Annotated in this window: 15 protein-coding genes; 11 read left to right on the top strand and 4 right to left on the bottom strand. The window is 40.7% G+C overall.

The genetic code is table 11. The features are described 5' to 3' along the window. Positions 1–95: 95 nt before the first annotated feature. Positions 96–866 carry an MBL fold metallo-hydrolase gene (locus tag DUT71_RS18160; RefSeq protein WP_394341151.1) on the top strand — a complete coding sequence of 257 codons (771 nt, stop codon included), beginning with the start codon at positions 96–98 and terminating at the stop codon, positions 864–866. On the opposite strand, the gene DUT71_RS18155 is transcribed toward DUT71_RS18160, so the two are convergent. Continuing rightward, positions 863–1,270 (bottom strand): response regulator, encoded by a 408-nt coding sequence (locus tag DUT71_RS18155; protein WP_113663968.1) that lies wholly within the window; start codon positions 1,268–1,270, stop codon positions 863–865. The genes DUT71_RS18160 and DUT71_RS18155 overlap by 4 nt on opposite strands. 139 nt (positions 1,271–1,409) lie before the next feature. Then, positions 1,410–2,006, bottom strand: coding sequence for a YceI family protein (locus DUT71_RS18150; protein ID WP_113663967.1), 597 nt, complete (start codon positions 2,004–2,006; stop codon positions 1,410–1,412). Between the two features lie 317 nt (positions 2,007–2,323). On the opposite strand from DUT71_RS18150, the gene mutL reads away from it, so the two are divergent. From mutL to DUT71_RS18110, 8 genes are all read left to right on the top strand, one after another. Further along, positions 2,324–4,171, top strand: coding sequence for a DNA mismatch repair endonuclease MutL (gene mutL / locus DUT71_RS18145; protein ID WP_113663966.1), 1,848 nt, complete (start codon positions 2,324–2,326; stop codon positions 4,169–4,171). Positions 4,172–4,173: 2 nt separating this feature from the next. Beyond that, a complete protein-coding gene (locus DUT71_RS18140; RefSeq protein WP_113663965.1) occupies positions 4,174–4,905 on the top strand; it encodes a rhomboid family intramembrane serine protease in 732 nt (243 codons plus the stop codon). Then, positions 4,898–5,716, top strand: a complete 819-nt coding sequence (locus DUT71_RS18135) for a rhomboid family protein (protein ID WP_113663964.1) — start codon at positions 4,898–4,900, stop codon at positions 5,714–5,716. The genes DUT71_RS18140 and DUT71_RS18135 overlap by 8 nt, the downstream gene beginning before the upstream one ends. After that, positions 5,716–6,849 (top strand): endonuclease/exonuclease/phosphatase family protein, encoded by a 1,134-nt coding sequence (locus DUT71_RS18130; RefSeq protein ID WP_113663963.1) that lies wholly within the window; start codon positions 5,716–5,718, stop codon positions 6,847–6,849. The genes DUT71_RS18135 and DUT71_RS18130 overlap by 1 nt, the downstream gene beginning before the upstream one ends. 26 nt (positions 6,850–6,875) lie before the next feature. Further along, entirely contained in the window at positions 6,876–8,336 is a 1,461-nt protein-coding gene (cysS, locus tag DUT71_RS18125; protein WP_113663962.1) for a cysteine--tRNA ligase, read from the top strand. Between the two features lie 54 nt (positions 8,337–8,390). After that, positions 8,391–9,380, top strand: coding sequence for a M28 family peptidase (locus DUT71_RS18120; protein WP_113663961.1), 990 nt, complete (start codon positions 8,391–8,393; stop codon positions 9,378–9,380). 109 nt (positions 9,381–9,489) lie between these two features. After that, positions 9,490–10,350, top strand: coding sequence for a nuclear transport factor 2 family protein (locus DUT71_RS18115; protein ID WP_240186982.1), 861 nt, complete (start codon positions 9,490–9,492; stop codon positions 10,348–10,350). Positions 10,351–10,610: 260 nt separating this feature from the next. After that, positions 10,611–11,498 carry a glycerophosphodiester phosphodiesterase family protein gene (locus tag DUT71_RS18110; RefSeq protein WP_113663959.1) on the top strand — a complete coding sequence of 296 codons (888 nt, stop codon included), beginning with the start codon at positions 10,611–10,613 and terminating at the stop codon, positions 11,496–11,498. Between the two features lie 119 nt (positions 11,499–11,617). Here DUT71_RS18110 and DUT71_RS18105 read toward each other — a convergent pair whose 3' ends face one another. Continuing rightward, positions 11,618–11,827, bottom strand: coding sequence for a heavy-metal-associated domain-containing protein (locus tag DUT71_RS18105; RefSeq protein WP_113663958.1), 210 nt, complete (start codon positions 11,825–11,827; stop codon positions 11,618–11,620). A gap of 49 nt (positions 11,828–11,876) precedes the next feature. Continuing rightward, the gene (locus tag DUT71_RS18100) at positions 11,877–14,300 is read right to left on the bottom strand and encodes a heavy metal translocating P-type ATPase (protein ID WP_113663957.1); all 2,424 of its coding nucleotides are present in this window, start codon (positions 14,298–14,300) and stop codon (positions 11,877–11,879) included. A 176-nt stretch (positions 14,301–14,476) separates the two neighbouring features. Here DUT71_RS18100 and DUT71_RS18095 point away from each other — a divergent pair, with 176 nt between their 5' ends. Together DUT71_RS18095 and rlmD are read left to right on the top strand one after the other, a co-directional pair. Next, entirely contained in the window at positions 14,477–14,587 is a 111-nt protein-coding gene (locus DUT71_RS18095) for a phenylalanyl-tRNA synthetase subunit alpha (RefSeq protein ID WP_113663956.1), read from the top strand. Between the two features lie 124 nt (positions 14,588–14,711). After that, positions 14,712–16,142, top strand: a complete 1,431-nt coding sequence (gene rlmD, locus DUT71_RS18090) for a 23S rRNA (uracil(1939)-C(5))-methyltransferase RlmD (protein ID WP_113663955.1) — start codon at positions 14,712–14,714, stop codon at positions 16,140–16,142.

The following is a 16,142-nucleotide window of genomic DNA, read 5'->3' as shown; positions in this document are numbered from 1 at the left end:
AACGAGCTTGTTTGCATTAATATTACAAAAAGCGTTGCCTTGTTCTCTATATTTGTAACCCGTAAATATATCATTAAATTTTCTTTCGTAAAAAGATGGCTATTCAAGTTTTCACGTTATCAGAGGGTTCATATTCGGTAGATGCCAGTAAAAAATTTATTCCATTTGATCCTGCCAAGGATAATCCAAAGGATAGGCCCGCATCGTTATTTATCCATGTACAGCCTTTTTTGGTTAAGCTCGAAAACAGTTTGTTGTTATTGGATACTGGTTTAGGGTATAGCAACGAAGAAGGCAAGCTGCATTTGCACGAAAATATTAAAAAGGCGGGTTTCGATCCGGATGATGTTGAGCTGGTGTTGATGTCACATTTGCATTTTGACCACTCGGGCGGCATGGTGCACCACCATCATGGCAAAATGGAATTGAGTTTTCCTAATGCCACTTATGTCATGCAAAGAGGAGAGTGGGAAACGGCGTTTAGCAGTAAGTCATCATCTTACCATACCGATATTTTTGATTTTGTACAGCGTAACGCCCAAATCCATTTGATCGAAGATAGTGGCAAGCTTACCAACGAAATCAACTATGAATTTACGGGAGCGCATTGCCCTTATCATCAGGTTTTTTTAATTGATGATGGGGATGACAAGGTGTTTTTTGGCGGCGATGTTTTGCCAGAGCCCGAGGAGCTTATCAGGAAATTTGTGGCCAAGTATGATTACGATGGCCGTAAAGCCATGGAATTAAGGGATGAGTTTGGCCATAGGGCCGCAGCCGATCATTGGAAGTGCCTTTTTTACCATTCCAAATCTAAAACGCAAGCTTTTGTAGAACTACAGGATGATAAGTTTATCATCGTTTAATCTATGGCGGCAAGCAGTTCTTTTAACCGGTCAATTGACAAGGGCTTTGAAATAAAGCCTTTCACTGATTTATAGCTTTTGGCCTTCTCAATATCGTTTTCGTAAACAGACGAGGAAAGCATATACATGTCATTGGTGGCTTTGAGTCCTAGCGCTTCAAAAGCTTCAATAAATTCCCACCCGTTAAGGATAGGCATATTGATGTCGATCAATACCAGTTGGGGCAGTGGTTGTTGGCTATCAACTAAATCCTTGATATAGTCAATGGCTAACTGGCCATTATGTTTGGCGCATATCTCTACATCATACCCGGTTTTCTCAACAATTTTACTGATGATAAAGATATTGATGTCATCATCATCAATGACAAGGAGGTTAATCTTAGAAGAGGGTGTTTGTTGCATCGGGCTTTAATGAAATACGTTGTTAACCGCTGCGAAGGTATATATTTCGTAAGTGGATTTACATAAAGTTACATTAATTTATTTAACAAAAAAAATCCGAGTAATACTCGGATTTTCTAAATATCTATTTAATAGGAGGTTATTTTTTTGCCACCAATTTTACGTCAATGGTAAACTCGTCGTAGATGAAGTTGTCGCCTATGCTGCTGAAGATAGACTTGGATTTGTACTCGATACCATATTTGGTTCTGTCTATAGCAACCTTCTCAGCCACTGCGGTAACCGTTTTATCCGCATTCCAGGTAAGTTTTGCTGGAAAAGTGATTGGATTGGTTTTTCCTTTAATGGTCAAATCGCCGGTAATTTTTACATCAGTGCCATTACCTTCTACTTTTTTGATTACAAAATTAGCTGCAGGGAATTTTTCAACACCAAAAAAGTCATCATTTTTCAGGTGCTTGTCTAAATTAGGACTTGGTTTACCGCCATCTAGGGTTTGGATAGTAGTCATATTTGCTATAAAACCACCTTCTACTAATTTTTTACCATTAAACCCCAAAGTTCCGGAAGTTAGGGCAACAGTACCTGTGTGTGAACCCGAGAATTTTTTACCTTCCCAGTTGATGGTAGATTTGGTAACGTCTACGGTGTAAACATCAGCCTTTGGCTTAAAGGCGAAAAAAGAAAAGCTAGCCACAAGAGCTAAGGCTAAAATAGAAGTGATTTTTAATTTCATTGTTGATTAATTTATAGTTAGTGTAAAGATATTTAATTTTAAACCGAGTTTGTATTGACCTATGTTAAGATTTTACAATTTTATGTAGATGGTTGGTTAGATGGTGAATTGTAGGGAATGGTTTAGCGAGCGGGCGAAATTTTTTATTTAACAAACTCAATGGTGTTAGCTAGCCATTTAATCCATCAAAAAAACTTTCCTTCCTCCATTATAGATCAAATCGTAAATATTAAGTCATTTAGTATCAGTTAACTGAAAACAGGCTCCTTTTGTAAGGCTTATTTTCGTTAAATTAGCGGCTTTACTTAACAAAATAGATGTCTGATATTATACAACTTTTACCCGATAGCGTAGCCAACCAAATAGCGGCAGGAGAGGTGGTGCAGAGGCCAGCCTCGGCAGTAAAAGAGTTATTGGAAAATGCCATGGATGCAGGGGCCGATAAGATACAGCTGATTGTTAAGGATGCCGGGAAGGCATTAATTCAAGTGATAGACAACGGCTGCGGGATGAGCGTAACAGATGCCCGTATGTGCTTTGAGCGCCATGCTACTTCAAAAGTGCGTAAAGCCGAGGATCTTTTCGCCATTCGCACCATGGGATTTAGGGGCGAAGCCATGGCTTCTATTGCGGCCATAGCGCAGGTGGAGATGAAAACCAAACGCCATGAAGACGAGGTGGGGACACTGGTGCAAATTGAGGGTTCAGAAGTTGTTGTACAGGAACCGGTAGGCACCCCAAACGGCACAAGTATTAGTGTTAAAAACTTGTTTTACAATACACCTGCAAGGCGTAATTTCTTGAAGAGCAATCCAACGGAGATGCGCTACATTATCGACGAATTTCAGCGTGTAGCCTTGGCCAAGCCACATATCTCTTTTAGCTTGCACCATGATGGGAATGAAATTTATAGATTACCGGTAGCAACCATCAAACAGCGCATTGTACACCTATTTGGCAACAATTATAATGAACGTTTAATTCCGGTAGAAGAAGAAACCACTATTATTAACCTTAAAGGCTATATTGGGAAACCTGAATTTGCGAAGAAAACCCGTGGCGAGCAGTTCTTTTTTGTGAACGACAGGTTTATTAAGGACAATTACCTAAACCATGCGGTAAATAAAGCTTATCAGGAGTTGTTGCCTGAGGATAACTTTCCGCTTTATGTGCTTTTTATTGATATAGACCCTGCTAAAATTGACGTAAACGTTCACCCTACCAAAACGGAGATTAAATATTTGGATGAAAAGTCCATCTATGCCATTATCCATTCGGCCGTGAAAAGATCATTGGGCCTATTCAACATCAGTCCCACCTTGGATTTTAACCAAGAGACGGCCTTCAGCAATATGATTACGCCAAAAGCTCCGGAAGATATCGTGCCGCCTAGTATTTCCTTTAATCCAAACTTTAATCCTTTTGGTGCCAGTAAGCCAGCGGTTAAGGAAACCTATTTCAAGGAACAGTACCATCCGAAAGAAAAAGCTCAGAATTGGGGTTCTTTGTATGAAATCGCCAATTTTCAGCAAGCCGAGCAAACCAGTATTGATTTGGGAGAGGCGGAAGAGGAGGAAACTTTGGCTGCTGCCCCAAGCAAGCAGTACATGCAGGTGCATAATCGTTACATTGTTTCGCAAATTAAATCAGGTGTAATGCTCATTGACCAACAAGCCGCTCACGAACGTATTTTGTATGAACGTTTTTTGCTGCACTTGGAAGATCGCAAGGGGGCATCGCAACAAAGCTTATTTCCGCAAACGGTTACTTTAAGCCCTGGTGATTTTGAATTGGCAAAAAGTTTGTTGGACGATATCAAGAGCTTAGGCTTTGATGTACGGGAATTTGGGAAAAATACATTAGTGATTGAAGGTATCCCTGTGGATTTGGGCAGTACAAATATTAACGAAACCCAGCTTTTTGAACACCTGATAGAAGGGTTTAAAAACTCTCAACAAGAATTAAAATTAACCAAAAGAGATGCTTTGGCAAGAAGCTTGGCCAGAAACAGTGCCATAAAGGCAGGTACAGCGTTAAGTCAGCAGGAAATGAACACCTTAATTGATGAACTTTTTGCCTGCAAAAGCCCTAACTTTAGTATCAGTGGTAAACCCGCAATTCAAACCATTACCTTGGCTGAGTTGGCACAAAAATTTGAAAAATAACCATGAATAACATTCATCTTCCACCAGTAGTCAAAAACCTGCTAATCATCAACGGAATTTTCTTTTTGGCTAAGCTGGTATTAGGCAATCAGGTTGATTTAGATGAACTTTTGGGGGCACACTATTTCGACTCTCCAAAGTTCCGTGTTTGGCAGCCCATTACCTACATGTTTATGCACGGCAATTTCATGCATCTATTTTTTAACATGTTCGGGCTATTTATGTTCGGCGGCATTTTGGAGCAGAAATGGGGACCAAAAAGGTTTATCAATTTTTACCTGGTTACTGGGCTAGGTGCTTTGGCCCTGCAATGGGTTGTTCAGGGGATTGAGCTGTACCAAATTACAGGTTCAATAGTAAATCCCGGAAATTTGCCGCTTGAATCACTGTCAGAAGGCAGGTTTAACCCAGCTCAATATACCGAAAGTACCGCTTCTACATTGTTCTCTATCTATTTTGGAACAATGATTGGCGCATCAGGGGCAGTTTTTGGCGTGATGACAGCTTTTGCAGTGCTGTATCCAAACGTAGAGCTAATGCTCATGTTTATTCCTTTTCCTATAAAAGCAAAATATTTTATCCCCATTTATATCGTTATAGAATTATTCTTGGGCGTGGCACGCATACAAGGCGATTCGGTAGCTCATTTTGCCCATTTGGGCGGAGCGCTCATCGGTTTTATTTTGGTTAAACTATGGAAAGATAAAGACAGGTTTTACGACTATTATGAATAACAGTAGCTTCAAGGATTTATCTTCGGGTAATCCCGCCATGTTTTACATTGGCGTAAACGTGGCCATATTCCTCTTATTGGGCCTTGCCAATTTATTTACCCGAGGAGTGGTGGATTCTCTGGTGGCACAATATCTGGCATTCCCATCTGATATGGGCCAGTGGCCTACCCGTTTTTATACTTTGGTCAGCTATGCTTTCCTGCATCAAAATATTTTCCATATCCTTTTTAACATGCTGTGGTTATACTGGATGGGAAATTTGTTTCTTGATTTTTTAAAGCCAAGGCAGTTTCAGGTGGTATATTGGGGCGGAGCCGTTTTGGGCGCTTTAGCTTTTGCCCTCATTTATAACCTAAGTCCGCAGCTAAATCCAAACGGCTCCATTTTAATTGGAGCTTCTGCGGCGGTAATGGCCATTTTTAGTGCAATAACTACCCTTGTTCCCAATTACAGTGTCCGATTGATATTATTTGGGGACGTGAAATTGAAATATCTGCTTTTAGTATATATCATTATAGATGTGATAGGGACCACTCCGGGCTCGGGCAATATAGGCGGGAACTTGGCCCATTTAGGTGGCGCTCTTTTTGGGTTTGCCTATGTTAAACTTTTGCAGAATGGTACCGATTTGAGTGCTTTCTTGATAAAAAAGCCCAAATTAAAAGTGGTAAAAAACGAAGCTCCAAAAAGAAAAGCAAACCCGGTGAATCAGGCGGAGATAGACGCCATATTAGACAAGATTTCCAAAAGCGGTTACGAAAATCTTACCGCTAAAGAAAAACAAACTTTATTTGATGCAAGTAAAAGCTGATGCCTAAACTACAACTTTCCGTTTTCGACAAATTTATGCTCTTTTTTGCCATACTATCAGTAATGGGGCTGGCGTTGGGGATGGTTGCCGGGCAAACTGATCCAAAAAATGATATCTGGATAGCCTTTGCAGGCTTGGCATATCCTTTCTTTTTGGTTGCTAACTTGGTTTTTGCTGTTTTTTGGGCCTTCCGTCGCAGGCTCATCTTCAGCTTGGTTACCTTGGCCATTATGGGCCTTGGATGGAAACCTTTGAATGCTACGTATCAGTTTTTTGGAGAAGAAGGAACCTCCGTAAAAGAAAGTGAACACTACGTGAGGCTAATGACCTACAACGTACACCAGTTTAAAAAGTATGGCGAAAACAATAATCTCTCTACCAGAGATCAGATCCTAAAACTTATCGAAGACCAAAATCCCGATGTAATTTGCTTTCAGGAGTTTTTTACTCGGCGCAGGGGCGAATTTGATTTGATAGACAGCATTAAAAAAAGAGTTAAGCTGAGATATTATTATTTTGTGCCTTCTGTGGACAATAATTACGAAGCGGCTGGCTTGGCCATTTTTTCCCGTTATCCTATCGACAATAAAGGCGAAGTACCCTTTAGCCAAATACCAGGCAATGGAAGTATTTATGCCGACATTAAAGTGGCAGGACAGCTTTTTAGGGTTTACAATGTGCATTTTCAGTCCATTTCTTTCCAAAAGGAAGATTACGATTACATTGACAAGGTTACCTCCAAAATGAATACGGAATATAAATCGTCCAGAAGAATTGCCAGTATGCTCAAATCTGCATTTGAAAGAAGGAGCGAACAGGTGAAAATCATGAAGGCCGAAATGCAGCAGTGTAAGCTCCCTTTTGTAATTGCTGGAGATTTTAACGATACCCCAGCTTCCTATTGCGTTACCCAAATTACCAGCGCCCTAAAAAATGCTTTTATCGAAAAGGGCAGTGGCTTTGGTAAAACCTATAATGGTGCATTCCCTAATTTCCAGATAGACTATATTGCCACTACCAAAGATTTTGATGTCATCAATCACCATGTTTCCAGGGAAAAGCTTTCAGACCATTTCCCGGTAAGAAGCGATTTGAGATTAAATTTTTCATTAGAAAGTGATGATGAATATTAAGCTCTAAAAACTTTACATTTGCAACCATGATACAAGCTTTACAGTTATACAATACGCTTACCCGTAAAAAGGAAGTTTTTGAACCCCTAAATGCGCCACACGTAGGCATGTACGTTTGTGGGCCAACCGTTTATAGTGATGTGCATTTGGGTAACTGTCGTACTTTTATCTCGTTCGATCTGATTTTCCGTTACCTTGCCTATAGTGGTTACAAGGTGCGGTATGTGCGCAACATTACCGATGCCGGCCACCTGGAAGGCGATCGAGATGAAGGCGATGATAAATTTGCAAAACGTGCAAAATTGGAGCAGCTGGAGCCTATGGAAATTGTGCAGAAATATACTTTGGGTTTCCACGAGGTGATGAGGATGTTTAACACCCTGCCACCAAGTATTGAGCCAACAGCTACGGGGCATATTATTGAGCAAATTGAAATGATAAAAACCATTTTGGCCAACGGTTATGCTTATGAAATAGACGGAACGATTTATTTTGATGTAGAAAAATATAGTGAAAAATATAATTACACGATATTAACTAACCGCAAGTTGGAAGAGCTGTTGGAAAATACACGTGAATTAAGTGGTCAGAACGATAAAAAAGGCCGGTTGGATTTTGCCCTTTGGATAAAAGCAAAACCAGAAACATTAATGCAATGGCAATCGCCTTGGGGCATGGGCTTCCCGGGCTGGCATATCGAATGTTCGGCCATGAGCGCTAAATATCTGGGCAACGAATTTGACATTCACGGTGGCGGAATGGATTTGGCGGCTACGCACCATACCAATGAAATCGCACAATCAGAAGCGTGTGCTAACCATCAACCTGCTAAATACTGGATGCATACCAATATGCTAACCGTAAACGGTACCCGTATGTCCAAGTCGGCCGGCAATGGTTTTTTACCACATGAGCTTTTCACGGGCAGCCATCCGCTGTTGCGTAAGGGCTACAGTCCAATGACCGTAAAGTTCTTTATGCTACAGGCCCATTATCGTAGTACCCTTGATTTTAGTAACGATGCTTTGGACGCTTCGGAAAAAGGCTTTAGGAGGCTGATGAACGCCGTTGCCTTGCTGCCAAAATTAACGGCTTCGGCCAACGGGAATGTTGCTATAGCCCCAATTAGAGAAAAATGTGTGAATGCGATGAACGACGACTTTAACAGTCCGGTGGCGATTGCAGAATTATTCGAAGCAGCTCGAATCATCAATACCGTTTATGATGGCGGAGCAAAAATCAGCACAGCTGAATTGGAAGAGTTAAAAGCCTTGATCAATGATTTCGTGTTTGATATTTTTGGCCTGAAAGATGAGGAAAGCAGTAATACTGATATGAATGAAGTGCTTGAAATGATCATCGCTTTGCGTAAGGAAGCCAAAGAGAATAAGGACTACGCTACCTCGGATTCTATTCGTGTCGGATTACAAAACATCGGGATACAATTAAAAGACAGCAAAGAGGGCACCACTTGGAGTAAAATGTAATTGCCCCGGGTAGTCCAAATGCGGGAGTAAACCAAGTACAGTTATAAAAATAACATGAAAGTAAATCAAATATTAGCAGTATTATTTTTGGCCATGGTTGGTTTACAATCTTGTCAGCAAAATAAACCCACAGATACCGAAACTTCTGTAGAACAGGCTAAGTTATCTTCGCCAGAATTTAATGCCGATAGCGCCTACGCTTACACAAAGGCTCAGGTAGATTTTGGGCCGCGTATTCCATCAACTCCGGCCCATGCCAAGTGTGCAGCGTACTTGGTGGCAAAGTTTAAATATTTTGGTGGCCAGGTATCCGTTCAACAGGCACCAGCTAAAACCTACGATGGTAAAACACACCAGTTGAAAAATATTATTGCAGCCTTTTATCCTGAAAAAACGCAAAGAGTTTTAATTACGGCCCATTGGGATGCCCGCCCTTTTTCGGATCAAGATCCTGATGAAGCCATGAAGGATAAAGCATTTGAAGCGGCTAATGATGGCGCCAGTGGCGTTGCTGTAATTTTGGAAATGGCCCGTCAAATTAAGGAGCAACAGCCCGAAGTAGGCGTTGATTTTATTTTGTGGGATATTGAAGATTATGGCAGTGCCAATGATCAAACTCCTAATGAAACTACTTGGTGCATTGGCTCGCAATATTGGGCTAAAAATCCCCATGTAAAAGGCTACAAACCGCTATATGCCATTAACTTGGATATGGTTGGGGGTAGTAATGCGCAGTTTACGCAAGACGAACTTTCTCGAAAGTATGCTCCAAATGTGGTGAACAAAGTGTGGAATATCGCTGCCGAAATTGGCTACGGTAATTATTTCATCAACGTAAGTTCGGGCAGTTTGGTTGATGATCATTTTTGGATTAATCAAGCCGGCATTCCAGCCATTGATGTAGTTCACTACTCAGATGCTGCAGGTTTTTATAGTAATTGGCATACTCAGCTGGATAACCTCAATAATATCGATAGGAACACCTTGAAGGCCGTGGGACAAACGATATTGGAAACCATTTACAGGGAAAAGCCATCAGCTTAACTTACCTTGGCCAAAATTTTTGATTTTTCAAAATGTGCAATTGTTAATTACTTTTTTGTTAACTAAATAAAGCAACATTTAAATTCGTACACTACAACAATAAATTGTTATGAAAAAAATATATCTGTCAGTTTTAGCCCTAGCCATAGGTGCCAATGTATATGCACAAAAATCGGATGGCACCGTAAAATCATTAGTTAACGCAGAAAAAGCTTTTGCACAAAAGGCAGTCAAAGATGGCGTGAATGCCGCTTTTACAGCTTTCGCCGCTCCTGACGCAATCGTTTTTCGCCCAAATCCAATTAATGCTAAAAAGTTTTATGCTACAGCGGTAGATACTAAAAATTTAACCTGGGAACCTAACTATGCCCGCCTATCAAAAAGTAGAGATTGGGGCTTTACCTCTGGAACCTACGTAGCAGGTGCCGATAAAAAAACTTATGGACACTACCTTTCTGTTTGGAGAGGAAAAGATGGCGAATGGCAATTTGTAATTGACCTAGGAGCTGAGGCCATGAAACCAATTAAAGGTAAAGAACCCAAAAATACTTTTGTAGAGCCAACAGGAACACACAGCCCTAAATTTGCAACCTCAAAAGATCTGAAAGCCGCAACGGAAATTATCAGTAACACCGAGAAAACTCTGAACACCATGTTGAAAACCCACGGCATTCAAGCTTTTTCAGGCTTCATTAACCCAGATGCCCGCTTAATGTTCCCTGGAACAGATGTGATTATTGGGAAAGATGATATCTTGGCATTTAATAACAGGGTAATTGATAAAATCAACTTAAAAACCACACAAGCCGATAAAGCTTTGGGAGGTGATTTTGCCTACACTTATGGTATTGCGACTATTGATTACAAGGCTAATCTTCGTGAAAGTTTTAACTATGTATTTATTTGGGAGCGCCAGGCTGATGCAAACTGGAACATCATTGCCCAAATTTTTACGGTTGCAGAGCGATAAGGATTAAACCAAATCCCAAATATAAACCAAGGATTTTAACGATAAGTTGAAATCCTTTTTTGTTGAACAATATAGCCGTTAAGAAAATAGAACTTTAGCTTTGAAAACTGCTTCGTGCCTTCCAGCCTGTTCACGTTTTTTGCCGCAAACGAAGCAATGCCATAGCTGATGATATTTTTGATTGGACACGGACAGTTTCTTAAACAGAAAAACTTTATACTTGCAATTCTCCGAAAGTTTAGCCGTTAACTAAATATCATATGAAAAAGATTTCATTCTCCATTTTGTTTTGCCTTTTTGCCATTACCATTACACATGCCCAGAAAAAAGTAGCCTTTGAGATACAGGGAAATCGTGGAGCAAGAGGCCTGATGCCGGAAAATACGGTCCCGTCAATGATAAAGGCATTGGAAATCGGCGCAACCACCTTAAAAATAGAAGTCGTAATTTCTAAGGATAAACAAGTGGTAGTATCGCAAGAGCCTTATTTTAACCATGTCATCAGTACTTCGCCAACTGGCGAAGAAATTACGCTCAAAAATGAAAAGAAGTTCAATATTTATAAAATGGACTACGAGGACGTAAAACAATTTGATGTGGGGTCTAAACCACATCCGCGTTTCCCGCAACAAGAAAAATTCAGGGTAGAAAAGCCCCTTTTAAAAGATTTGATTGATAAAGTGGAGTTTTTTGTATCCAAAAGAAAAATGGCGAAACCCCATTATAACATCGAAACCAAATTGATTAGAAAAGGCGATGGGGAATTTCAACCTAGTCCTGAAGAATTTGTAGAACTGATCATGGCCGTAGTAAAAGCCAAAAAGTTAGAAAAAAGAATGACGATCCATTCCTTTGACATGAGAAGTTTGCAATATGTTCACGAAAAATATCCTGAAATTCCAACCTCACTAGGAATAGACGAAAAAGAAGATTTTGAAAATAATGTCAAAGCATTGGGTTTTACACCTACCATTTATAGTCCTTATTTACCCTTGGTAGGAAAGGGCTTGGTGGATAAATGTCACGCTGCGGGCGTAAAAATTATTCCTTGGACGGTAAATACCCTTAAAGAGATGCAGTATCTTAAAAATTTAGGGGTAGATGGTATCGTCACAGATTATCCAGATATAATGACTGGAAAGAAATAGAGGTTTGGTATCATTGGTTCATTATTTAAGGCCTTCATTGCGAGACAAGAAGCAATCCCATTACGTGATGATACCGTTGATAATGGAAATTGCTTCATGCTTGCAACGATATACTACCTTTAAATCTTTTCCGCTTTGAAGCCAATTTTCTGTAGAGATTTGATTACATGCTCTTCATCAATATTTTGCCCTTCTACAGTTAAGATTTTATCTGGATTTTCGGTATTCACTTCCCAGTTCTGAATATCTTCTTGTGCATTAAGTACTGGGGTAACCTTGGCTACGCAAGAGCTACAGTTGATGCTAGTTTTAAATTTTAAAGTGTTCATTTGATATCAATTAATGTTGTTTTTGAAAATTGGAGCATTAAATTTAGGTTTAGATTTTTTTCCATTTTAAGCGAAGGCTGTTGGCCACCACGCTTACCGAACTGAAAGCCATTGCGGCACCGGCCCACATTGGGTCAAGTAAAAAGCCGTTAATAGGAAATAAAGCTCCGGCAGCTATTGGAATACCGATTACATTGTAAATAAATGCCCAAAACAAATTCTGCTTAATGGCCTTTACCGTATATTTTGATAAATGTATGGCATCGGGTATTTTGGACAGATCAGAGGAGATGATGGTCATTTTGGCCACATCCATGGCAATATCACTTCCTTTGCCCATGGCAATACTTACGTCGGCCTGTGCAAGTGCGTTGCTGTCGTTGATTCCGTCACCAACCATGGCCACTATTTTGCCTTCGTGTTGTAGTTTCTTGGTGAATTTGCCTTTGTCGGCAGGTAGCACGTTGGCATGATATTCATCAATCCCCAAGCTGGAGGCTACTGCCTTTGCGGTTTGTTCATTGTCGCCGGTAAGCATGTAAACCTTAATGCCGTCTTTTTGCAGCTCTTTTATGGCTTGCGCCGAAGTGGCCTTAATTTGATCAGCAATGGCAATGATGGCCAACAGAGAAGTTTCATCACAAAAGAATACCACTGTTTGTGCGTTTTCAAGTTGTGTTGAAGCCCATTGCCTGGCTTGTCCGGTAAGCGGGATGTTTCTTTCTTTAACCAATAATTCGTTACCTATAAAGTAAGTACGGTTGTTATGCTTGCCTTCAATGCCCTGTCCACTGATATTTTCAATGGTAAGGTCGTTTAAAAAAGTTGCATCGTGAGCCAAATGTTCGATAATGGCGTCAGCCAAAGGATGCTCAGATGATTTTTCGATGCTGTAAAGAATATCTTGCTGAAGCTGATGAAAATCTCCAAGCCATTGTATGGCGGTTACTTTGGGCTTTCCTTCAGTAATAGTGCCTGTTTTATCTAAAATAATAGCGTTTACTTTTTTAGCCAGTTCCAAACTCTCCGCATCTTTAATCAAAATGCCCTGTTCGGCACCTTTTCCTACACCAACCATAATGGCAGTAGGGGTGGCCAGGCCCAAAGCACAGGGGCAGGCAATCACCAATACGGTTACAAACGCAACAATTCCTTGTGCAAGGCCGTTTTCGCCACCAAAAACTACCCAAAGCAATAAACTTAAAATAGCGATACCAATTACAACCGGTACAAAAATAGCGGCAATTTTGTCTACCAATTTTTGCACGGGAGCCTTACTGCCCTGCGCATCTTCAACCATTTTGATGATATGTGCCAAAACGGTGTCGCTACCTACTTTATCCGCTTTAAACTGGAAACTCCCTTTTTGATTAATGGTACCTGCAAATACTGTGCTTTCAGCGGCTTTTGCTACAGGAATTGGCTCGCCGCTAATCATGCTCTCATCTACATAAGAGCTGCCATTTACCACCGTCCCGTCTACGGCTATACGTTCACCCGGCTTCACCAATAATACATCGCCTACTTTAACCTGGCCAATTTCAACTTGCATTTGATGCCCTCCTTCGTGTATAATGGTAACATGTTTTGGCTGTAGGCCCATTAATTTCTTGATTGCCGAAGAGGTATTTCCTTTGGCTTTTTCTTCCAAAAGCTTGCCCAGTAATATAAAGGCAATTACAATGCCAGCGGCTTCAAAATAAACATGTGAGTGAATGCCAAAACGATGCATCAGATCGGGAAACAGGGTAATCAGAACACTATAAAGATAAGCTGTTCCGGTACTTATGGCCACCAGGGTATCCATGTTGGCAGAGCGATGTTTAGCCTGTTTCCATGCACCTACAAAAAACTGTCGGCCAAAAACAAGTAGCATGGGCGTTGATAAAACCCACATGAGGTAATTGGCATAGGGCATGTCCATCAAAAACATCCCAATAACAAACAGTGGAATGGCTAAAATCAGGGCGCCAACTGCTTTTTTTCTTAGTTTTTGATATTGGTTGGCTTTAATTTCATTCAATGATTCCTTAGCCTCATTGCCCTCGGCTATCAATAGGTCATAGCCGCCCGCTTGCACTGCTTGCCTAAGCTCTTGCGCAGTAACCAAGCTAGGGATGTATTCTATTTTTGCAGCAGTGTTGGCATAGTTTACCTCGGCCTTCACCACGCCTACCTGGCCGTTTAAAATGGCTTCTGTATTGGCAGCACACGAAGCGCAAGACATGTCCGTTACGGGAAAGGTTTGTTTCACGGTAGTTACCTCATAGCCCAAATCCCTAATTTGTTTTACGGCTTCCTGAACAGCTTCTTCGGGGTATTTTTTAGCCGTAATAACAGCTCTTTGGTTGTTAAGTTCTACTTGGTGGCTGCTAATTTCTTTAACATTTTCTAATCCCTTATCAACAATTAAAGCACAATGTTCGCTTTCTACGTTTTCTAATGGGATATATATAGCGTCTGTAGTTTTCATCTTCCTAAAATTTCTACACAAAATTAGTGTGGGTGCCCTGGTTAAACGTTATAGGATTTTGATAAACTGTTATATCATTTTCTGTTCTGATGTTAAAATTTAATATAAAATTAACATTATACCAATTTGGTATTTGGTTCATTTAGTTTATATTTGTAATTATAGAAATAGAATTTATGAGTCAAGAAGTGTTAGAGATTTCAGTGATGGTTGACGAAAAATTTGAGGTGAATTTTAATCTTGCTGGCGGTATTTTAGGGGTAATTCTAAGTATTTTTGAAGATTAAGGCATATCATTGATTTCGATTTTACCAAAGCGGGCAGTCCTGCCTGTTGGATATTCTTGTGCCTAATTTATTTGCCGCTTTCTTTTCGCATCACTCACTAAAGAGTTTCCGTATATTTGCGGCAATGAGCAGAAAAAGAAAAAATACTGAACCTGTCAGAATTTCGGGTTTAAGTATTATTGACATTGCCGAAGAAGGCAAGGGAGTGGGCAAAGCCGATGAACTCGTAATTTTTGTGGATAAAGCCGTGCCCGGCGATGTAGTTGATGTACGTTTGGTAAAGAAAAAGAAAAACTTTGCCGAGGCGGTGATCGAGACTTTGCACACGCCATCTAACTTGCGCCAACAACCGTTCTGTAGCCATTTTGGTACTTGTGGTGGTTGTAAATGGCAGCACATGCAGTATAGCGCCCAAATGGCCTATAAGCAAAAAAGTGTTGAATCTGCTTTGCAGCGTTTAGGTAAAATAGACGTGAGCGGTATCGAGCCCATTTTAGGTTCCGCCGAAAATCAATACTATCGCAATAAGCTTGAATTCACCTTTTCTAACAAGCGCTGGCTGGATAGCAAAGACATGGCTGAAGAAGCAGAAGGAAGGGAAATGAATGCGCTTGGCTTTCACGTGCCTGGCAGGTTCGACAAAATTTTGGGCATTGAGCATTGCTATCTGCAGGCAGATCCAAGTAATGATATCCGTTTAAAGGTGAGGGACTATGCACTGCAACATCAGCTGAGTTTTTACGATTTGCGTAACCACGAAGGAGCTTTGCGCAACCTGATTATCCGTACATCAAGCACAGGCGAAGTAATGGTAGGCGTGGTTTTTGCTTACGCTACACCTGAACAAATTGATGGTTTGATGGCCTATCTTAAAACTACTTTTCCGGCAATTACCTCGTTGCAATACCTCGTCAATCATAAAAAGAACGATACGATCTTTGACCAGGAAGTGGTAACCTATGCCGGGCGTGACCATATTTTCGAGGAAATGGCTTTGGGGAACGGCAAAAGCGTAAAATACAAGATCGGAATCAAATCGTTTTACCAAACCAATTCAGCGCAAGCCTATGAACTTTATCGTATCACCAAAGAATTTGCCAATTTAAAAGGTGATGAATTGGTTTACGATTTATATACCGGCGCAGGAACCATCGCTAACTTTGTGGCGCATAATGCCAGGCAGGTAGTGGGCGTCGAGTATGTGCCGTCGGCAATTGAAGATGCGAAATTCAATTCAGAATTAAACGGCATCAACAATACAATTTTCTACGCAGGAGATATGAAAGATATCCTTACCAGAGAATTTATTGCTGAGCATGGCAAGCCTGACGTGGTAATTACCGATCCGCCTAGAGCCGGCATGCATGCGGATGTTGTAGAGCGTTTGCTGGAAATGGAAGCGGAAAAAATTGTCTACGTAAGCTGTAACGCGGCAACACAAGCCAGGGATTTGGCACTGCTCACCGAAAAGTACGAGGTGGTTAGAATTAAACCTGTAGATATGTTCCCCCATACGCAACATGTAGAGAACGTGGTTTTACTTCAACTTAAATAA

The organism is Pedobacter nanyangensis, assembly GCF_003313505.1.
Taxonomy (GTDB): Bacteria; Bacteroidota; Bacteroidia; order Sphingobacteriales; family Sphingobacteriaceae; genus Pedobacter; species Pedobacter nanyangensis.
The sequence above is the reverse complement of the archived record's forward strand: the minus strand, read 5'-3'. Positions and strand labels throughout refer to the sequence as shown.